The sequence below is a fragment of the Arthrobacter sp. Y-9 genome (genome assembly GCF_029690065.1).
In the GTDB taxonomy this organism is placed as follows: Bacteria; Actinomycetota; Actinomycetes; order Actinomycetales; family Micrococcaceae; genus Arthrobacter_E.
In genome coordinates, this window is record NZ_CP121463.1 from 2,670,450 (window position 1) to 2,689,528 (window position 19,079).

General features: G+C 68.0%; 16 protein-coding genes. 5 read left to right on the forward strand and 11 right to left on the reverse strand.

Annotation, left to right across the window (positions count from 1 at the left end):
* Positions 1-56: 56 nt before the first annotated feature.
* Entirely contained in the window at positions 57-542 is a 486-nt protein-coding gene (locus tag P9849_RS12030) for a DUF3817 domain-containing protein (protein ID WP_278267016.1), read from the reverse strand.
* Positions 539-1,387 (reverse strand): SURF1 family protein, encoded by an 849-nt coding sequence (locus P9849_RS12035; protein WP_347567901.1) that lies wholly within the window; start codon positions 1,385-1,387, stop codon positions 539-541. Before P9849_RS12035 ends, P9849_RS12030 begins: the two co-directional genes overlap by 4 nt.
* Positions 1,388-1,594: 207 nt before the next feature.
* Between P9849_RS12035 and P9849_RS12040 the strand changes: the two genes are divergently transcribed.
* Both P9849_RS12040 and P9849_RS12045 read left to right on the forward strand, forming a co-directional pair.
* Complete coding sequence (locus P9849_RS12040) at positions 1,595-3,316, forward strand: ABC transporter ATP-binding protein (RefSeq protein ID WP_278267017.1); 1,722 nt, start codon at positions 1,595-1,597, stop codon at positions 3,314-3,316.
* The gene (locus P9849_RS12045) at positions 3,309-5,141 is read left to right on the forward strand and encodes an ABC transporter ATP-binding protein (RefSeq protein WP_347567902.1); all 1,833 of its coding nucleotides are present in this window, start codon (positions 3,309-3,311) and stop codon (positions 5,139-5,141) included. Before P9849_RS12040 ends, P9849_RS12045 begins: the two co-directional genes overlap by 8 nt.
* Before the next feature lie 135 nt (positions 5,142-5,276).
* On the opposite strand, the gene P9849_RS12050 is transcribed toward P9849_RS12045, so the two are convergent.
* The 3 genes from P9849_RS12050 to P9849_RS12060 form a co-directional block, all read right to left on the reverse strand.
* On the reverse strand, positions 5,277-5,765 hold the full coding sequence (locus P9849_RS12050) for a PTS sugar transporter subunit IIA (protein ID WP_278267018.1): 489 nt from the start codon (positions 5,763-5,765) through the stop codon (positions 5,277-5,279).
* A gap of 85 nt (positions 5,766-5,850) precedes the next feature.
* Positions 5,851-7,587 (reverse strand): glycerol-3-phosphate dehydrogenase/oxidase, encoded by a 1,737-nt coding sequence (locus tag P9849_RS12055; protein WP_278267019.1) that lies wholly within the window; start codon positions 7,585-7,587, stop codon positions 5,851-5,853.
* A 114-nt stretch (positions 7,588-7,701) separates the two neighbouring features.
* The gene (locus tag P9849_RS12060; protein ID WP_278267020.1) at positions 7,702-9,189 is read right to left on the reverse strand and encodes a hypothetical protein; all 1,488 of its coding nucleotides are present in this window, start codon (positions 9,187-9,189) and stop codon (positions 7,702-7,704) included.
* A gap of 45 nt (positions 9,190-9,234) precedes the next feature.
* Here P9849_RS12060 and P9849_RS12065 point away from each other — a divergent pair, with 45 nt between their 5' ends.
* Positions 9,235-9,738, forward strand: coding sequence for a hypothetical protein (locus P9849_RS12065; RefSeq protein ID WP_278267021.1), 504 nt, complete (start codon positions 9,235-9,237; stop codon positions 9,736-9,738).
* Positions 9,739-9,890: 152 nt separating this feature from the next.
* Here P9849_RS12065 and P9849_RS12070 read toward each other — a convergent pair whose 3' ends face one another.
* The 4 genes from P9849_RS12070 to P9849_RS12085 all read right to left on the reverse strand — a co-directional run bounded on the left by P9849_RS12070 (position 9,891) and on the right by P9849_RS12085 (position 14,121).
* On the reverse strand, positions 9,891-10,268 hold the full coding sequence (locus P9849_RS12070) for an excalibur calcium-binding domain-containing protein (protein ID WP_278267022.1): 378 nt from the start codon (positions 10,266-10,268) through the stop codon (positions 9,891-9,893).
* Between the two features lie 705 nt (positions 10,269-10,973).
* Positions 10,974-12,104 (reverse strand): GuaB3 family IMP dehydrogenase-related protein, encoded by a 1,131-nt coding sequence (locus P9849_RS12075; RefSeq protein ID WP_066211386.1) that lies wholly within the window; start codon positions 12,102-12,104, stop codon positions 10,974-10,976.
* Between the two features lie 45 nt (positions 12,105-12,149).
* Positions 12,150-12,950, reverse strand: a complete 801-nt coding sequence (locus tag P9849_RS12080; RefSeq protein ID WP_278267023.1) for a family 1 encapsulin nanocompartment shell protein — start codon at positions 12,948-12,950, stop codon at positions 12,150-12,152.
* Positions 12,951-13,002: 52 nt separating this feature from the next.
* Positions 13,003-14,121, reverse strand: coding sequence for a Dyp-type peroxidase (locus P9849_RS12085; RefSeq protein ID WP_347567925.1), 1,119 nt, complete (start codon positions 14,119-14,121; stop codon positions 13,003-13,005).
* Between the two features lie 340 nt (positions 14,122-14,461).
* Here P9849_RS12085 and P9849_RS12090 point away from each other — a divergent pair, with 340 nt between their 5' ends.
* Entirely contained in the window at positions 14,462-15,109 is a 648-nt protein-coding gene (locus tag P9849_RS12090) for a hypothetical protein (RefSeq protein ID WP_278267025.1), read from the forward strand.
* Positions 15,110-15,281: 172 nt separating this feature from the next.
* Here P9849_RS12090 and P9849_RS12095 read toward each other — a convergent pair whose 3' ends face one another.
* Entirely contained in the window at positions 15,282-16,757 is a 1,476-nt protein-coding gene (locus P9849_RS12095) for an MFS transporter (protein ID WP_278267026.1), read from the reverse strand.
* A gap of 84 nt (positions 16,758-16,841) precedes the next feature.
* Between P9849_RS12095 and P9849_RS12100 the strand changes: the two genes are divergently transcribed.
* Entirely contained in the window at positions 16,842-17,234 is a 393-nt protein-coding gene (locus tag P9849_RS12100; protein ID WP_278267027.1) for a MarR family transcriptional regulator, read from the forward strand.
* Between the two features lie 204 nt (positions 17,235-17,438).
* Here P9849_RS12100 and guaB read toward each other — a convergent pair whose 3' ends face one another.
* The gene (gene guaB, locus P9849_RS12105; RefSeq protein ID WP_278267028.1) at positions 17,439-18,950 is read right to left on the reverse strand and encodes an IMP dehydrogenase; all 1,512 of its coding nucleotides are present in this window, start codon (positions 18,948-18,950) and stop codon (positions 17,439-17,441) included.
* Positions 18,951-19,079 lie beyond the last annotated feature (129 nt).

Consider the following 19,079-nt stretch of genomic DNA (forward strand, 5'->3'; position numbering starts at 1 on the left):
GGGCGGCCGCTCAGCGCGACCGCCCGGCGTCGTGGTGACCTGGTGAAACGGACCGCTCAGTAGCGGCTGGCGCCCTGGGGGTTCGCCGCGAGTTCGGACTCCACCTCAGCGTGGGTCTTCTTCTCGACGATGAAGGAGAGGAACGGCACCACGCCGCCGAGGGCCAGGACCACGAGCTTGCCGAACGGCCAGCGCATCAGGCTCCAGAGACGGAAGTTGGAGATCAGGTACAGCACGTACATCCAGCCGTGCACGATCAGCACGATGATGGAGAGGTTTGCGCCGCCCACCACACCGGCCGGGTCGGCGCTGGCCAGACCGAAGACGTGCGGCTGCCCGGTCACGGCGTTCGTGCCGCCCACGAAGAGGAACTGGCCGAAGCCGTACCGCAGGATGAGCTCGACGCAGAGCAGCAGCAGGAAGGAGCCCGTGGCGTAGGCCAGGACCTTGTAGAACTTGAGCGCGGAACGGATCTGCTGCTCCGTCCCTCCGAAACGCCGCGGACGGGGCGCGGGGGTGCCTGCGGGCTTGGGGTCGATCATTCGCTGCTCCTGTGGTCATCGGGGGTGTTCTGCGAAGCGGACTGATGGCGGGCGAACAGCGCCGCGTCCTCTTCGGCTTCGAGCTGCCGCTGGTAGTCGTCCTTCACCAGGCGCCACCAGATGAAGAGGGCGAATCCTGCGAAGACCACCCACTCCACGGCGTAGAAGATGTTGAGCCAGTTCACGCCCTGCTCGGGGGGCGCCGCCTTCAGCCGCAGCGGCTTGAGGTCCGTATCGTCACGGGCGCCGACATCCTGGCCCGCGCTCTTCTCCTGACTGGCGCCGACGAAGCCCTGATAGCTCGACACGTCCCAGACGTTGATGAGTTCCGCCACGGACAGATTGGAATAGCTGCTCTGCGGGAGATCCTGAGTGACCGTGGGGGCTTCGGAAGGAACCAGCCGGCCGGTGAGAGCGATCTGACCCTGAGGCGCCCGGGGCGCCTGATCCTCGGACGCGATCCATCCGCGGGCCACAGGGATCCACGTGGCAGGGGTGGCTTTCGCCCCGGCGAGACGCGGGGCGCCGTCGACGGCGAAGGCGGTGACCACCCAGAACCCGCTCCGGCCATCCAGCAGACGGTCCTTGACCAGCACCTGGCGTGAGGGGTCATAGTGCCCGGTCAGCGTGACCATCTGATCCGCCACGGACGAGGGGAAGAACGTGCCCGGCTTGAGCACCTCGCTGAGGGGCCGCGGGGACTCCAGAGCGCTGTCCGGGGTCTTCTCCTGCTCGGTGGAACGCCCGAACTGCCATTGACTGAGGAGCACGAAAACCGTGGACACCAGCAGCGCGAAGAGCAATCCGGCGATCCAACGCGGCTTGAGGGCAGTTTTCAGCACCATTCCACCGTACTGTCTGAACCTCGGAATTCCCCAAAAGCCTCCCCTCGCGCACGTGACCCCCACGGCCCCCGCACACACCCTCGCGACCGGTCCGGCACCCGTAACAGAATGGCCCTCCACCAGCAAGAACGCTTTATTCCAGAATTTCCCGAAAGAAATCTTTCACATGAACTTCCCTGTGACTCAGGCCTCATTTAGGCTGGCGCTGTGCGAGAGTACCCTTATCCCCGTCCTGACGAGCCTTTCGGTCTCTCCCCCAGTCGATTCCTGCTCTGGCTGGGTCGCCTTCAGCTGCCCACCCTCATCGGCGGGTTCTTCTTCGGCATCATCTGGATGCTGTCACAGGCCTTCGCCCCGTTCGTGATCGGCAAGGCCCTGGATCTCGGCGTGGTCGCTCAGGACTTCAGCGCCCTGCTGTTCTGGACGGCCATCTTCCTGTGCCTCGCGGCGATCCAGGCGGCCACCACGACCATCCGGCACCGCCTCGCGGTGAGCAACTGGCTGCAGGCCGCTCTGACCACCAAGGAGCTCATCGGAGTGAAGGTCTCTCGCGGCGGCGAATCCGTGGGACGGGCCGTGCCGACAGGCGAGATCGTGACGGTCGCGTCCAATGACGCCCCGCGCATCGGACAGCTCTTCGACGTGACGGCCCGGCTCTCCGGCTCGATCGTCTCCTACCTCGTCGTTTCCGCGCTCGTGGCGGGCATCCACCTGCCGCTCGGCATCGCCGTCCTCATCGGCGTGCCCGCACTCGGCGCGCTCCTGGTCTTCGTGGTCAAGCCGTTCCAGAAGCGCCAGCAGGCCCAGCGCGAGGCGACCGGCAAGATGACCTCCGTGGGCGCGGACACGGTCGCGGGCCTCCGGGTGCTGCGCGGCATCGGCGGCGAGCGCATCTTCGTCAACCGGTACCGCGAGCGCTCCCAGCACGCGCGTCAACAGGGCATCGAGGTCGCCAAGTCGGTCGCGACCCTGGAAGCCTCGCAGCTTCTCATCGGCGGCGCGTTCAGTGTGTTCTTCACCTTCACGGGCGCGGCACTCGCCCTGGACGGCACGATCACCCCGGGACAGCTCATGTCCCTGTACGGCTTCTCGGTGTTCCTCGTCGCTCCGATCAGGACGGGGTCCGAGGCCCTCAACGTCGGCATCCGCGGCGTGGTGGGATCGCGCAAGGTCAGCAAGCTCCTGGGAGCGCCGCCTCTCGTGAGCGACGACGGCACCTCGGCGCCGCCGTCGTCCTCCCCACTGGAGGACGGCGAGAGCGGCGTGACGGTCCCGCCGCAGGGTCTCACCGCGCTGGTCTGCTCGGATCCCGGCCGCTCGGCCGCGGTGGCGAAGCGTCTGGGCCGCTTCGAGGACGCCGCCTCCCGCAACGTCCTCTGGGGCGACCTGCCCCTCGAGGCCTACCCGCTCGCGGACATCCGCCGGCGGATCGTGTTCAGCCAGGCGGAAGCTCAGCTGTTCACAGGTAGCCTCCGGAGCACGCTGGACCCGCAGGGGCGCCACAGCGACCAGCGCATCCTGCAGGCGCTGGAAGCCGCCGCGGGCCTGGACATCCTGGACGCTCTCGAGGAGGGGCTGGACCATGAGGTCGACGAGAAGGGCCGCAGCTTCTCCGGCGGGCAGCGTCAGCGGCTCTCGCTCGCCCGGGCACTGCTGAGCGAGCCCGAGTTCCTATTGCTCGTGGAGCCCACGAGCGCGGTGGACGCCCACACCGAAGCGCGGATCGCCGAGGGGCTCTCCCAGTCCCGCGGTTCGCTGAACGGTCACGGCGGCTCCGCGACGCTGGTGACCACCGCGAGTCCCTTGCTGCTGCATGCGATGGACCGCGTCATCTTCCTTCCCGAAACCGGCGAACCGCTCACCGGCACCCATGCCGAATTGCTGGAGCGCTGTCCCGAGTACCGAATGGTCGTGATTCGCAGTGAGTAACACGGTGGAGTCCTTCGAGGAACCTCTGCTGGAGGAGAACGAGGCGCGCCAGAGCCTGCCCGAGGCAGCAGCGGCCCTCCCCCATCCCGGCAACCGTCTGCCCATCGCCGCGTCCGCCGAGGTGCGGGCGGAGGCGTGGCGGCTGCTCCGGCGCAACCGGCGCGGCCTGGTCGGCGTCATGGTGTTCTACGCGGCCGCCGCGATCATGGGCCTCGTGGGGCCGTTCATCATCGGGCGGCTGGTGGACACCGTGACGTCGGGAACCACCATGTCAACCGTGACCGCTCTGAGCGTGGCCCTCCTCGGATCGGTGGTGGCGCAGGCACTGCTGCAGCGGCTCGCCTCCTACCGGTCCATGGTCCTCGGCGAGAAGGTGTTCGCGGACCTCCGCGAGGAGTTCATGGGCGACGTCACCTCGCTGCCCCTTTCCACCGTGGAACGCGCCGGCACGGGCGATCTGCTCTCCCGCACGACCAACGACGTCGAAGCGCTCTCCCATGCGGTGCGTTTCGGGGTGCCCCGGCTCCTGGTCGCCGTCGTCACCGTGACGCTGACGCTGGCCGCGGCATTCGTGGTGTCCCCACTGCTCGGCCTCGGGCTGCTGGTCAGCGCGCCGTTCATCATCCCGGTCACCCGCTGGTACCTCAAGCGCTCGGGCCCGGGCTACCAGCGGGAGCACGCGGCGTACGGCACCATCGACGGGACCATCTCCGAAGCGGCGGACGGCGCCCTCACGGTGGACGCCCTCAGCCTCGGACCTCAGCGGATCCACCGCACGCGGGCCGCGATCCGTGAGGCCTTCGAGGCCGAGAAGTACACGCTGTGGCTCCGCTCGACGCTGTTCCCCGTGACCGAGCTGGCGCTGTGGCTGCCGGCGGTGCTCGTGGTCCTCTGGGGCGGCTGGCTGGTCTCCGTCGGCGCCGTGTCCGCGGGGTCCGTGGCCGCCGTCGCGCTGTATGCCGTGGCCCTCGTGGAGCCGGTGAACACCCTCATCATGTGGCTCGATGAACTGCAGTTCGGCGCCGCCTCGCTCGCGAGGATCGTGGGCGTCAAGGAGGTTCCCGCGGACCGTGTGGTGAGCGGCGAGACTCCCGACGGCAGCCGGATCTCGGTCCGCGGTGCGACCTTCGCCTACCGGGCGGGGCGGAACGTCCTGCACGGGGTGGACCTGGAACTGGTGCCCGGCGAGCGGCTCGCCATGGTGGGCCCGTCGGGCGCCGGCAAATCGACGCTCGGCCGCCTGATCGCCGGCATCAACCCGCCGACGTCCGGAGCCGTCACGGTCGGCGGGGTGCCACTCGTGGACCTGCCGGTGGAGGAGCTCCGCCGCGAGGTGGCCCTCGTGACGCAGGAACACCACGTGTTCGTGGGGACCCTGGCGGACAATCTGCGCCTCGGCAAGGAGGAGGCGAGCGACGCCGAGCTGCTCGCCGCCCTGGACGATGTGGGAGCCGCGCCGTGGTTCTCCGCGCTCAAGGACGGCCTGGAGACGGAGCTGGGCTCGGGAGGTCACGCGCTGACCCCGTCGCAGGCGCAGGAGCTCGCCCTGGCCCGTCTGGTGCTGGCCGATCCTCACACCCTGGTGCTCGACGAGGCGACCAGCCTCATCGATCCGCAGGCGGCCCGCAGCGTGGAACGCTCCCTCGGTGCCGTGCTGAGCGGCCGCACCGTGGTGGCGATCGCGCACCGCCTGCACACCGCCCACGACGCCGACCGGGTCGCCGTCGTGGAGGACGGCCGGATCACCGAGCTCGGCAGTCACGACGAGCTGCTGGCGCTCGACGGTTCCTACGCCGCCCTGTGGCGGTCGTGGCGCAGCGAGTGACGCATCCCTGCTGAAACAGACATTCCCCGGCGCTGTGGCGCCGGGGAATGTCTGTTTCAGGGGTGGTTTCGACCGAGGCGTGCCAGTAGCCGGGCCAGTGGCCGGCTCAGTAGCCGGGCGAGTGGCCGGGGAACCTCAGTGGTCGAAGAACACCAGCGAAGTGTTGATCAGCTCGGCGATGACCTCGGGATCGTGGGCCCGGCGCAGGGACTCCCGGTAGCTCTCCTTGGAAAGCGAGCGCGCCAGCGTCGCGAGCACTTCGAGGTGCTCCGAGAACGACTGGGCCGGGGTGGCGATGAGCAGGATCAGATTGGCCGGTCCGTCCGCCGCGCCGAAGTCGAGCGAGTGCCCGTACTTGGTGACGCCGACGGCGATCGACGGCTGAGTGACGAATTCGCTGCGGGCATGCGGAAGCCCGATGCCGCCCGGCAGGCCGGTCGCCATCTGGTGCTCGCGGGAGTTGACGCTCTCGAGGAAGCCCACCAGATTGGACACCCGCCCGGCGCTGAAGAGCCGCTGCGCGAGCTGCGCCGCGGCGTCCTCCCGGTCCGTGGCCTCCATTTCCAGGATCACCATGCTGGGCAGGGTGAGCTCAGCGTCATAACGGTTAAGATCCTCAGCCACGGGGGCGTCCTTTCAGTCAACGGTCGATGGTGGCGGACCCGCATCGCTGCGGGCCACCACCGGACGGCGCCTCCAGGCGTCGTCCTCAGCGGAGCGGGATGATGTCATCCACACCGATCCGCGCCGCATCGGCGGACTCGTCGTCCGGCTGCTCCTGCGACAGGCGTTCGGCCTCCACGCGGGCCAGGTAGTGCTTGATCTCGCTCTCCTCCTGGACGGGGCTCCAGCCGAGCACCTCGCCCATGAGGCGGGCTACCACGGGCACCGCCGAGACTCCACGGTCCCAGGACTCGATGGAGATCCTGGTCCTGCGCGTGAGGACATCATGCACATGACGGGCGCCCTCATGGGTAGTCGCAAAGACCACTTCCGCGCCCAGATAATCATCCGCTCCCGGCAGCGGTTCCGCCAACTCGGGCCGTTCACGGATCAGGTCCAGGAGCTCCTGGGTCTCCGAACCGTAGCGATTCAGGAGATGCTCCACCCGGGCCACATGGACGCCCGCTTCCTCCGCACTGCGATGACGGCGGTTCCAGGCGGCCTTGAAGCCTTCGGCTCCGAGGAGCGGGATGCCCTCGGTGCAGCTCGGGGCGACCCGGTCGTCGAGACCCCGCACCGCCTCGTCCACGGCGTCCTTGGCCATCACGCGGTACGTGGTCAGCTTGCCGCCGGCCACCACCACGAGGCCCGGAACCGGATGGGCCACGACGTGCTCGCGGGAGAGCTTCGCCGTCGAGTCGTTTTCACCGGCCAGGAGCGGACGGAGCCCGGCGTACACGCCCTCCACGTCCTCCCTGGTGAGGGGGCGCTTGAGCACCTTGTTGACGTGCTCCAGGACGTAGTCGATGTCCTTGCTGGAGGCCGCCGGATGGGCCTTGTCCAGCTTCCAGTCCGTGTCCGTGGTGCCGATGATCCAGTGCCGACCCCACGGGATGACGAACAGGACGCTCTTCTCGGTGCGGAGGATCAGACCGACCGTCGACTGGAACCGGTCCCGGGGTACCACCAGGTGGATACCCTTGGACGCACGGACCTTGAGCTGACCACGGTCGGTGACCAGGGCCTGCGTCTCATCCGTCCACACACCGGTGGCGTTCACGACCTGCTTGGCGGCGACGTCGAACGTGCTGCCGTCCTCCATGTTCTCCAGGCGCGCGCCCACCACGCGCTCGCCCTCCCGGAGGAACTCGACCACTTTCATGCGGTTGACGGCGTGAGCGCCATAGCCGGCGGCGGTGCGGATGATGTTCACCACCAGGCGGGCGTCGTCCACCTGGGCGTCGTAGTAGCGGATGGAGCCCACCATGGCGTCATCCTTGAGGCTCGGCGCCGCCTTGAGCGTGCCGCGCCGCGTGAGGTGCTTGTGCATGGGGACGCCGCGGGCGTTGCCGCTGGTCATGCCGAGCGTGTCATAGAGCAGGATCCCGGCGCCGACATACGGGCGCTCGACGAACCTCTTCGAGAGCGGGTACAGGAAGGGCACGGGCCGGACCAGGTGCGGCGCGATGCGCTGGATCAGCAGACCGCGTTCCTGCAATGCTTCCGTGACGAGAGCGAAGTCCAGCATCTCAAGGTAGCGGAGCCCACCGTGGATGAGCTTCGACGAGCGGGAACTCGTGCCGGAGGCCCAGTCACGCTGCTCGACGATGCCGACCTTGAGACCGCGGGTGACGGCGTCGAGGGCGGCACCGGCCCCGACCACACCACCGCCCACGATCAGGATGTCGAGTTCCTGACCCGGCTCCGTGGTCTTCTTGAGTGCCTCGATGGACAGCTCGCGCTGCTCCGGACCGAGGACCTTGCTGCTGGCATTCTGGCTCATGGAAGCCTCCCGATATGCGTGGCTAAGACTTGGTTCCACCCTAGTCTTTCGGGGGCTCCTTGGGCAGGGGCGAAAGCGGTCTGTTCGACACCGCTCGTGCCGCGTCCTGTGATCTCAGTCGACGGGGAATCCGCCCTCCTGCGAATTCCGCCCGTCACGGTCCCGTTTCTTGAAGCCGAGACGTCCCGTCAGCCCACCGGCCGTGTCTACGGCGCTCGCTATCTTCCCACCAACGTCTTTCAGCGAGCTCACGACCTTCGGCTCGTCGAGGACTCCATCACCGTCGCGATCAATGCTCCGGAAGGAACGAGTGACCGTGATCGCGGTGTTTGTCACGCCGCTCTTTGCGGCGACTAAACCTTCCGCGCCCGTTTCAAGCAACTTGTCCCCGGCATCGGTGACGGCCTCCAGCCAACGCCGCGATTCGAGAGCCTCGGAGTCTCTCTCAATTCCTAGGGCGTGATGGAAATCGTGAACACTTCCGGCAATGACCATGAGGTCTCTCACGACAATCGGTGAATCACGGGGGTGCATCAAGACCTTGTTGTTGGCCCAGCGTCCGACAGCATGCGCCCGCTCCAGCATCCGGGCAGAAGTTCGCGAAATCAGATCGAGACGATTCTTCCGGGCGACCTTCAACCCGAGCCGATGGCGATCCAATTCGTCGGGCGTCTCACCCAGCACCCTGTCCAGCTCGAGAAATGCAGTGGCGTCCTGCAACTGCACGCACCGGGCCAGAACGGCAAGCCATTCCTGTATCGCCGGAGTCACGTCCGCCAGTACATCAACGAGCTCTCCGACCTTGACCTTCTTCTCAAGTCGGGCGAGCTGAGCATCCAGCTGGCGCAGCGCATACCCCTGCGTTCGTGACAATGTCGCTGACGAACTCTGCACTTTCGACCAGGTCACTTGTGAAACTGATCCGACCCGTTCATGAATGATCATCGCCTCCTCCAAGAGAAGGTCGACACCGATCATGTCTGCCAGCACCGCGTCCTTCTGTGCACGGAGCACACTGTCGACTTTCTCATCGATCTTGGCGAGATAGTCGTTCATCTCATCCATCGCCTGCTGCATGGCGAGCTGAGCCATGATGCCCGCGACTCCGGAGAGGACGGCTGGATTACCGAGGACCGAAGTCGTTCCTGTTTTGGCGAATTGAACGATTCCTTTGATCTGGCCCGCCCGGTCCTGAACCACCCCCATGCTGAGACCGGATGCCGAGTTCGTCATCAACTTGTTCTTGCTAATCAACTTCGCCGACTCTTTGGTGAGCTGAACCCAGCGTCCCGAATTCTCGGCGATCGCGGCACCTGCGGCTGCTACGCCCGAACCCGTCCCAAGCGATGATTGCAACCGCGCCAAATTCAGTTCCCGGGACTCCACTCCCGCCGATTCCAGGAAGCGATCGACAGCAGTCGGGTGACCGAGGACCGCGATACCGTCCCCATCTGAGATCAAGGAGACTTCGCTGCCCTCACGGTCTCCACCATCCAGGCTTGGTATCGGCATGTCCATTTCCCCCTGAAGTCGCCACTGCTGATGGACCACTTCACCATGTCCAGTCCAGGGTGACAAGTGCATTCTCTCCAGGGTGTCCATGTCCCCGAGCTCGTCCACACCGGTCTGGCCGGATACGCTGGCCCCATGCCGTGGTGGACCCCAGGAACAGACCGTGACGCCGGAAAGCACCGCGTCCTGGAGATGCGTGACAGCGCCGAGATCTTCGCTCCCGCCGAACTGATCTGGGACCTTCTCCGGCCCGCCGAGTACGCACCCCTGCTGGTTGCCGGAGCCGTCCGCGGGTATGCGGAGCCGCCGGCGGACGGTGTCGGCGAAATCCACCACCTGGTGGCCAAGCGTGCGGGGAAGGAGTTCCACGCCGCGTGCGAGATCCTCGAAGAGATCCCCCAGCGCAGCCTGGTGGCGCGCAGCTGGGGCCAGACCGGGCCCGCGGAACGGTTCGAACTCCGCCTCGAACCGACGGAGAAGGGCACCCTGGTCGAGCGGATCTGCACTCATCACCACCGCAAGTGGTCGCTGGTCCCCGCGAGCGCATGTCGGAAGCAGCACTCGCAATGGCATCGGCGGGAGTTCGCCCGGATCCAGGAACTGCTCGACGGCGGCTGGACTCCCGGAACGGCCGCCTGAAACTTGGCTGAGTACGCTATCGGGGGTCTGAGTCCGCTACATGATGTAGCGGACTCAGACCCCCGATAGCGTACTCAGTGGCATGGGCAGGTCGGGCTGGCGATCTCGGCGCACCCGGCCCGAAACCGTCCCGACCGACGACGACGGGTGGGTTATTCGCAGGCGACGCCGTCCCCGTCCCGGTCCAGTTTCGGCCTGTAGCCAGGCTCACCGATATGGAGCGGAGCGGCGCCAGCGGCCCTGGCCGCAGCACAATTCGCGTAATAGACCGAGCCCGGGTCCGGAGCCGCGGGCGCCGGCGGGTTCTGGGGCGCTTCCGGCACGAACCGGCGCGGAGTCTGTTCCGCAGGCGGTTGGGCCTTTTGAGCCTCTGCCGCTGCCTGCTGAGCCGCGGCGGCCGCCGCCTTCTGCAATTCAGCCGCCGCGGCTTTCTGCCGCGCCGCCTCCTGAGCCTTCTTGCGCGCCACGTCGGCCGCGGCCTTGGCCTTCGCGATCTCCGCCTGGGTCTGCCGGACCTGGGCGGCCGTCATCCACAGAGCTTTGCCGGTCTTGTCTTTGAAGCAAGTCAGGGCGGGCTCAACGGCAAGGTAAGTGTCGCCGATCCTCGTGCACACCTCGCCGGACCGGTGGAGAGCCACGGTGATGGTCTCCGTCGCGGTCGGACAGGGCGCAGGGGCGTCATCGGTGGGCGCCGACGTCGCCCCCGTCGACGGCTCGACGCCCGCCGTGGCCGTGACCCTCACCGTGGGCTCCGGGCTGGGACAGGTCTCCGTGGGCGAAGCAGACGATGATGCAGTCGGCGCACCACCTGCCCGCTGCACCGTGACGGAGCATCCCGTCAGGGCGAGAGCCGCCCCCAGGACGAGCGACGCGACACGCACCGCACCCGTCGGTTTCCGCCGTGTCCGGCGATGGCTGACAGAAGAATTCATGATGACTCGATCCCCCAGGAACGTGCGATATCCCTGGAACGTACTCCCTTGCCGGGAATTCCCGAAATCCCGCCAGTCACCACACCGTCACGAAGGGCAGACTCGCCGGAGATCAGCCCGGCACCGCGAAGGTGGGCTGAACTCGCTATCCCGAGGTTGACCTCGCTACGTCCGACAGCGATCTCAGACCTTGTATAGCGATCTCGGCGCACTCGCCGGGGACGCAGCCCCGAACACGACGACGGCGCGGCCCCCATGCGGGAGCCGCGCCGTCGTCGTGTGGAGCAGCGGCTGCGGGGCGGCTCAGTGGCGCGGGCGCACCACGACGTCCACGCGCTGGAACTCCTTGAGGTCCGAGTAGCCCGTGGTCGCCATGGACCGGCGCAGGGCGCCGATCAGGTTGGAAGTGCCGTCGGTGTGGTGGCCCGGCCCGAAGAGGACCTCCTCCATCGGACCGACGGTGCCCATCTGGACGCGGTCGCCGCGCGGGATCTCCGGGTGGTGCGCCTCGGCGCCCCAGTGCCAGCCCTTGCCCGGTGCCTCTTCGGCGCGCGCCAGTGCGGAACCGAGCATGACGGCGTCGGCGCCCATGGCGATGGCCTTCACGATGTCGCCCGAGGTGCCCATGCCGCCGTCGGCGATCACGTGCACGTAGCGCCCGCCGGACTCATCCAGGTAATCGCGGCGCGCGGCGGCGACGTCCGAGATGGCCGAGGCGAGCGGCGAGTGGATGCCGAGCGCGCGGCGCGTCGTGGTGGTGGCGCCGCCACCGAAGCCCACGAGGACGCCAGCCGCACCGGTGCGCATGAGGTGCAGCGCCGGGGTGTACCCGGCGGCGCCGCCCACGATCACCGGAACGTCCAGCTCGTAGATGAACTGCTTGAGGTTGAGCGGCTCCGTGGTCTTGGAGACGTGCTCGGCCGAGACGGTGGTGCCGCGGATGACGAAGATGTCGACGCCGGCGGCCACGACGGTCTTGTAGAACTCCTGGGTGCGCTGCGGCGTGAGCGAACCCGCCACAGTGACACCGGCGGCACGGATCTCAGCGAGACGCTGCGTGATGAGCTCGGCCTGGATCGGAGCCTGGTAGATCTCCTGCAGGGTGCGGGTCACGAGCTCGCTCGGGGACTCCTGCTGCAGTTCGGCGATGCGGTCCAGCTGGGCCTGCGGATCCTCGAAGCGGGTCCAGAGACCTTCCAGGTCCAGCACGCCGAGACCGCCGAGCTCACCGAGGCGGATGGCCGTGGTCGGGGACATGACCGAGTCCATCGGAGCGGCGATCACCGGCATGTCGAACTTGTAGGCGTCGATCTGCCAGGACACGCTCACGTCCTGCGGGTCACGGGTCCGGCGGTTGGGGATGATCGCGATGTCATCGAGTCCATACGCACGGCGTCCGCGCTTCCCACGGCCAATCTCAATCTCGTAAGTCACGCGTCCAACTCTATCGTGAAGCGGGTTCCGGACGGATTGCGTCGCTCAGGCGAGGACGATCGCGGCCTCCGGAGTCGCCACGCGGAAGCTGAAGGTCTCCTGGAGATAGAGCTCCACACTCGCGGCGGAGTGGTCCGCGTACCCCACGGCCAGGTCCTCGCCGCTCTCCAGGATGAAGTCCCCGCCGCGCAGACTCAGCACCACGGAGGAGTTGATGCCCGGGGTCCACTGCACGGGGCCTTCCAGGATGCGCTGCAGATGCGTGGGGAGCGGTGAGCCGCCCATGTCGTTGCCGCCGGTCGCGTTCACCCAGGCGTCGTAGCCGAGGGCGAGACCGTACGGGCCGCCGATCCCGGAGTTCTTGAGTGCGGCCACCGCGGCGGCGACATGCACGGCCAGACGGCGGGGGTCATCTCCGGTCTGGATCGGCGTATGAGGAGAGGCCGCGGCGATGCCGGTCATGCCGAGTTCGTCCCAGCCGTCGAACACCGCGGAATTCTCGACCTCGGCGATCTTCCGGGCGGCGGCGTCCAGCGTCGCGAAGTCCACATCCACGGCCCCGCGCGTGGCGGCGTCGAGCTCTTCGCGGGACATCGAGAAACCGGCCCGGACCTCGGCGAGCGGCAGCACCTTGCGCGGCCGGGCGATCACGCCCTCCGCAGGAGCAGACACCACAGGGCCGACCCGGCCCGTCGACGTCGCGGAGTGTTGCCAGCCGAGCGGCCCGGCGAAATCGACCAGGCGGCGGGCGCCCAGAGCCGCGGATAGCCGGGTCTTCGCCTCGTCATCGATCATCGCCCAGGTGTCCCGGGTGATGGGAGCGTGTTCGCGCAGCAGGTGATTCATGGCTGGTCCTTTCGACGGGCGTGCTCGGGCGGGGCGTTCAGTATGCGGGCGGTCAGGGGGTGGAGACGTTCCGGAGGGAACCGATCCCCAGGGAACCGGCGGCAGGCGCAGCACCTGCCGGGGCGGGAGCAGCGGCCTCCGGCCCGACGACGGCGGGCTCCGCCACCGCGGCCACGTCCTCCTCGGCGGGCGTCGCCGGAGCTTCCGCGGCAGCGGCGGTGTCGCCGAGGGCGGCGAGCATCTCGGCGGTGGGGACGAAGAACGTGGTGCCGGTCTCCGCCGTCGAGAAGTCCAGCAGCCGGTCATGCAGTCCGGGAGGGTCGCCGATGAACATCCGTTCGAGCATCTTCTCGATCACCCAGAGATGCCGGGAGTACCCGATGAAGTACGTCCCGAAGGCGCCGGCGCCCGGGGTTCCGAATGGCATGTTGTCCCGGACGATGTCGTGCTCGCCGTTCTCATCCGTGATGGTGGCGAGAGTCTTGTGGGACTTCTGGCCGTGCACGGCGTCGTCGAGTTCAATGTTGTCGGCCTTGGTGCGGCCGATGATCTTCTCCTGCTGCTCCGTGGTGAGGCCCTGCCAGGCGCTGATCGGATGCAGGTACTTCTGGACCACCACGTAGCTGCCGCCGGCGAACTGCGGGTCCTCCTCCCCCACCAGGGCGGATTCGGGCAGGTCCGGGCCCACGGGGTTGGCGGTGCCGTCGATGAACCCCAGCAGGTCACGGGCGTCGAAGTACCGGAAGCCCGAGACCTCGTCCACGGTGCTCACGGACGTCCCGAGGGCGGCGAGGAGGAGGCGTTCGAACTCGAAACAGAGGTCCTGCCGGTCCGAGCGGATGTGGAAGAGCAGGTCGCCCGGAGTCGAGACGGCGGTGTGGGTGGCCCCGACGATCTCGCGGAAAGGATGAAGTTCGGCAGGCCGGGACAGACCGGACAGTGGCGCCCAGACGCGGTCCCCGATCCCGACAGTGCAGGACAGGCGGCCGTTCAGGTCACGGAATCCCACGGTCTTGACGAGGCCGTCCAGGTCCGAAAGGACGTCGCGGACCGTGTCCAGCGCGCCCGGCTCGTCCGCGACGGACAGCACCAGGAAGACCGCGGAACGCGTCAGTGGGCCGGACACGTTCTGGGTGATGGACCCTGCGGTGTAGCCGCCTCCCGGCGGCAGGCTGTGCGCCGTCACCGGCGTTCCTCGCTCTGCCGGACGGTCGTTGCGGAGAGGGGTTCGACAGCCGTGATCCACACCGTGAGTGACATGCCCTCACAGTAACAGCGTGCCTGGTCACGGCGGCAGTGTTCTCGTCGGCGTCGAACGACGGGCGTCACGTTCGAAGACCGCGCCGTACAGCCGGGCGCCAGCGGGTGCCGGGGCCAGGCTTTCCTAGACTGAGACCTGAAACGCCGAGACGACGACGCACTCGAGAAAAGGTTCCGATGACCCCACAGAACGACGCCGCCCCCTCGTTCCCCGCGACCGGCGGCACGGACGTTCCGGGAGCCGGCGTCTGATGGCCACCGTTCAGCCCGCCCCGCTGCCGCAGCCGACCCATCCGCTGGACCATTGGCTGGATCCGGGGCTCGCGCAGGTCGGCCCGCCGAACGCGCCCTCCCGGCTCCGTCAGCTGGCCGATGCCCAGGGCACGCTGTCGGCGGCATGGAGCAGCGCGATCGGCATGGGTCCCGTCCTCATCCTCACCGGCGCGTTCATCACGGCCATGACGGGCGCCGTCGCCGTAGTGCTGGTGCTCGGCGGTCTGGGTGCGGTCCTGCTGGCCCTGGGGCTCGTCTTCTGGAAGCGGGTCCGTTCGGCACTGCCTGACACGTCCCGCACCCTGATCTCCCGCAGGCCGGGCTCCGCGCGCGGCGGGCTGATCATGGCAGGGTTCCTCGCCGCGGTGCTGGGAGCGGTCCTCGCCGCGATCATCCCCGGAGCGGCGTCCCGCGGCACCAGCACCGTGATCGGCCTCGCGGGCGCCTACGTCCTCTTCGTCTCGCTCCTTCTCGCTGGCATCGCGGTGCCGTCGACCGTCCAGGGCCGTGCCCGGGAATCCTTCCGGAGGCGCGCGACCACCGACCCGGCCCTCCGGTCCCTGCTGGAACAGGACCTGGCCACGTGGCGCGATCCCGTCGGCAACGCAAGCTACGGACCCCTCTGAACGCCCCTTACGGCCCCTCCCAGACCACCCCTGCCAGAAGGCCCCGCCACGAATCACCTTCAGACGCGAAAGAACAGCTGATGCCCCCACAACCGGGTTTTGGGGGCATCAACTGTCACTTCGCGACCGAGGCGGGTGCGGGTGAAACGGGCGCGGACGAACCAGACGCGCGTCAGACGTGCGACCGGCGGCGCTGCGGGAACAGCGCGATGCCGAGACCGACCACCGCGATCACCATGCTGAGCACGAGTCCCGGACGGAACTGGGCGAGCATCGCGGAGGCGTCGTGGGTCGGGGAACCGCCGTGCGACCCGGAGGTGACGATTGCCGTCGTCACGGCGAGCACGAGAGCCGCGCCCACCTGGGTGCTCGACTGGATGAGGCCGGCGGCGAGGCCCTGCTCGTCGTCGTGGATACCCGCCGTCGCCTGCACATTGATGGCCGGGAATCCGAGGGCGAAGCCGACGCCGAGCAGGAGGACCGACGGCAGGACGTCCACCACGTAGTTGATGTCCGGGCCGATGCGCAGGAACCACGCGTATCCGGCCGTCAGGGCGGTCAGGCCCACCACGATCAGACGGGTCGCGCCGAAGCGGTCGATGAGCTTGTCCGCGAACGGTGCGCTGCTGACCACCAGGAGTCCGGCGGGCAGGAGTGCCAATGCCATCGAGAGCGGCGCCCAGCCGAGAACTGACTGCAGGAACAGCGTGACGATGAACTGGAAACTCAGGTACGAGCCGAAGAGCGCGACGGCCGCGAGGTTGGCGCGGGCCACCCAGCCTTCCCGGAGGATGCCGAAGCGGATCAAGGGGTGACGGGTGCGGGTCTCGATGAGCCCGAACAGCGCGAGCACCACGGCGGACAAGACGAATCCGCCGATGGTGAAGGGCGAGGTCCAGCCGGAATCGGGGGCCTGGACCACGGTGAAAACAAGGCCGAGCATCCCGAGCGCCAGCGTCACGGCGCCCCAGATGTCGTGGCCGCCTTCCGCCGCGGGGCGGTCACGCGGGATGAACCGCAGGGCCATCAGCAGGACCAGGGCGGCGACCGGCACCGAGACCAGGAAGGTCCAGCGCCAGCTCAGCTCGGTCATGAATCCGCCGACCACGAGGCCCAGCGAATAGCCACTGGCGCCGAAGGTCGCGTAGATGGAGATCGCCTTGTTGCGGGCGGGGCCCTCGACGAAGTTGGTGGTGATGATCGAGAAGCCGGCCGGGGCGGTGAACGCGGCGGCCAGCCCCTTGATGAAACGGGTGGCGATCAGCAGGGTGGGGTCGCTGACCAGGCCGCCCAGCAGGGAGGCGAGGCCGAAGACGCTCAGGGCCACCAGGAAAACCCGACGGCGGCCGAGGAGGTCCGCCATGCGGCCGCCGAGCAGCAGCAGGGCGCCGTAGCCGAGTACGTAGGCCGAGACGATCCACTGGAGGGCGCCGGTGCCGAGGCCGAGTTCCTGGCCGATGGAGGGAAGGGCGACGCCCACCATGGAGACGTCGAGGCCGTCGAGGGCGAGAACGATGCAAAGGGTCACGAGGAGCAGCCAGGTGCGGCGGCTCCAGAGAAGGTCGGAGACAGCCAGGCCGGGTGCCGGGGAGGTCCGGGGGCCGGCCCCTGTCACGGGGGCTGCGGTCAGTGTGCTTCCTGAATCCATGGGAACAACTTATATGACGCATCATCGAATGACAAGGAAAATGTTTCCATGGAAAAATATTCCGTCATGGACTAAAATGGCGACATGTCAACTACAGACGCCACGGCCCTCGTGGAGCAATGGCGCTCCGTGCAGAGCTGCTATCTCAAGACCTCCAACACCCTGGACCGCGAGCTGGCCTCGCACTTCGGGATCGGGCTGAACGACTTCGAGACCCTGGACCTGCTCGCGGAGTACGGGGATGCGGAGTGCCGCATGAAGGACCTCACCCAGGTCTCCCCCATGACGCAGAGCGCCTTGAGCAAGATCGTCGACCGCCTCGAGAAGGGTGGCTACGTCCACCGCTCCGCGTGCAGCGAGGACCGGCGCTCCCTCGTGGTGGGCCTCACCGACGCGGGAGTCCAGCTGCACGAGGACGCCGCGAAGATCCACCGCGAGGTCCTGATGAACACCCTCGCGGCGCCCACGGAGTCCTGAGAGGCCTCCCCCCCTCACGCGAACCGCCACATGGTGCCCGTATCCCCCACGGATACGGGCACCATGTGGCGGTTCGCGTATCCGACGGGGCGAGCGGACCGGAGACGACGACGGCGGCGGGCCACCCGGTAAGGTGGCCCGCCGCCGTCGTCGTCAGCGAGGTGCTGCTCGGCGCTGTTCAGAGGCTCAGCGCCGCACCGGAACTCAGCGCGAGGTGTAGTTCGGCGCCTCGACCGTCATCTGGATGTCGTGCGGGTGGCTCTCCTTGAGGCCGGCCGGGGTGATCCGGACGAACTTGCCGCGGGCCTTCAGCTCGGCGATGTTCGGGGAGCCGACGTAGAACATGGTCTGGCGCAGGCCGCCCACCAGCTGGTACGCCACGGAGGACAGCGGGCCGCGGTAGGCGACGCGGCCTTCGATGCCTTCGGGGATCAGCTTGTCGTCACCGGAGACGTCCGCCTGGAAGTAGCGGTCCTTCGAATACGAGGTGTTCTTGCCGCGGCTCTGCATGGCGCCCAGGGAGCCCATGCCGCGGTAGCTTTTGTACTGCTTGCCGTTGACGAAGATCAGGTCGCCCGGGGACTCGGCACAGCCGGCCAGGAGCGAACCGAGCATGACCGTGTCGGCGCCGGCGACCAGGGCCTTGCCGATGTCGCCCGAGTACTGCAGACCGCCGTCGGCGATCAGCGGGACGCCCGCCGGGATGGCCGCCTTGGCGGATTCGTAGATGGCGGTGATCTGCGGGACGCCCACCCCGGCCACGACGCGCGTGGTGCAGATGGAGCCCGGGCCCACGCCGACCTTGATGCCGTCGGCGCCGGCGTCGATCAGGGCCTGCGCACCCTCGCGGGTGGCGGCCTGACCGCCGATGATGTCCACGTGCGCGGCGGACTTCTCGGCCTTCAGACGGGCGATCATGTCCAGCACGCCCTGCGAGTGGCCGTTGGCGGTGTCCACGAACAGCGCGTCGACGCCGGCCTCGACCAGGGTCATGGCGCGCTCCCAGCCGTCACCGAAGAAGCCGATGGCGGCGCCCACGCGGAGGCGGCCTTCCTCGTCCTTGGTGGCCAGCGGGTACTGCTCCGCCTTGGTGAAGTCCTTGGTGGTGATGAGGCCCTGGAGACGGCCGTCCGCATCCACGAGCGGGAGCTTCTCGATCTTGTTCTTCGCGAGGAGGTCCGAGGCCTCGTCACGGGTGATGCCGACACGGCCGGTCACGAGCGGCATCTTGGTCATGACGTCGCGCACGAGGCGGTTGGGGTACTCGCTCTCGGGGACGAAGCGGGTGTCGCGGTTGGTGATGATGCCGAGCAGGCGGTTGTCGGCGTCGACCACCGGAAGACCGGAGACGCGGTAGCGGGCGCAGAGCTGGTCCAGCTCGAGGAGTGTGGCGTCCGGACCCACCACGAGCGGGTTGGTGATCATGCCGGATTCGCTGCGCTTCACGCGGTCCACGTGGTCCGCCTGGTCCGCGATGGACAGGTTGCGGTGGATGACGCCAAGGCCGCCCTGACGCGCCATGGCGATGGCCATGCGGGATTCGGTGACGGTGTCCATGGCCGCGGAGAGCAGCGGGGTCTGGACCGTGATGCGCTTGGAGATGCGGGACGAGGTGTCGGCGTCCGACGGGATGACGTCGGTGTGGCCGGGCAGGAGCAGGACGTCGTCGTAGGTGAGTCCCACGAAGCCGAACGGATCGTGTTCAGGGGTGGTCATGAGTGCGCCTCTTTCGGGGATACCGGGTGGGTGTGCAACAGATGACCAGCCAGTCATTACGGGTCTGGTCCGTGCGTAGTTGATTAATTCTAAACGCGACAGACGGGGCCGCTGTTCCTCCGGGCCCGC

Excerpts from the sequence above, each read along its gene's own strand:
- P9849_RS12095 (WP_278267026.1), bottom strand. The coding sequence starts at position 16,757 with ATGGATTCAGGAAGCACACTGACCGCAGCCCCCGTGACAGGGGCCGGC.
- P9849_RS12080 (WP_278267023.1), bottom strand. The coding sequence starts at position 12,950 with ATGAATCACCTGCTGCGCGAACACGCTCCCATCACCCGGGACACCTGG.
- P9849_RS12090 (WP_278267025.1), top strand. The coding sequence starts at position 14,462 with ATGGCCACCGTTCAGCCCGCCCCGCTGCCGCAGCCGACCCATCCGCTG.
- P9849_RS12065 (WP_278267021.1), top strand. The coding sequence starts at position 9,235 with ATGCCGTGGTGGACCCCAGGAACAGACCGTGACGCCGGAAAGCACCGC.
- P9849_RS12060 (WP_278267020.1), bottom strand. The coding sequence starts at position 9,189 with ATGGACACCCTGGAGAGAATGCACTTGTCACCCTGGACTGGACATGGT.
- guaB (WP_278267028.1), bottom strand. The coding sequence starts at position 18,950 with ATGACCACCCCTGAACACGATCCGTTCGGCTTCGTGGGACTCACCTAC.
- P9849_RS12030 (WP_278267016.1), bottom strand. The coding sequence starts at position 542 with ATGATCGACCCCAAGCCCGCAGGCACCCCCGCGCCCCGTCCGCGGCGT.
- P9849_RS12035 (WP_347567901.1), bottom strand. The coding sequence starts at position 1,387 with ATGGTGCTGAAAACTGCCCTCAAGCCGCGTTGGATCGCCGGATTGCTC.
- P9849_RS12055 (WP_278267019.1), bottom strand. The coding sequence starts at position 7,587 with ATGAGCCAGAATGCCAGCAGCAAGGTCCTCGGTCCGGAGCAGCGCGAG.
- P9849_RS12100 (WP_278267027.1), top strand. The coding sequence starts at position 16,842 with ATGTCAACTACAGACGCCACGGCCCTCGTGGAGCAATGGCGCTCCGTG.
- P9849_RS12070 (WP_278267022.1), bottom strand. The coding sequence starts at position 10,268 with ATGACGGCCGCCCAGGTCCGGCAGACCCAGGCGGAGATCGCGAAGGCC.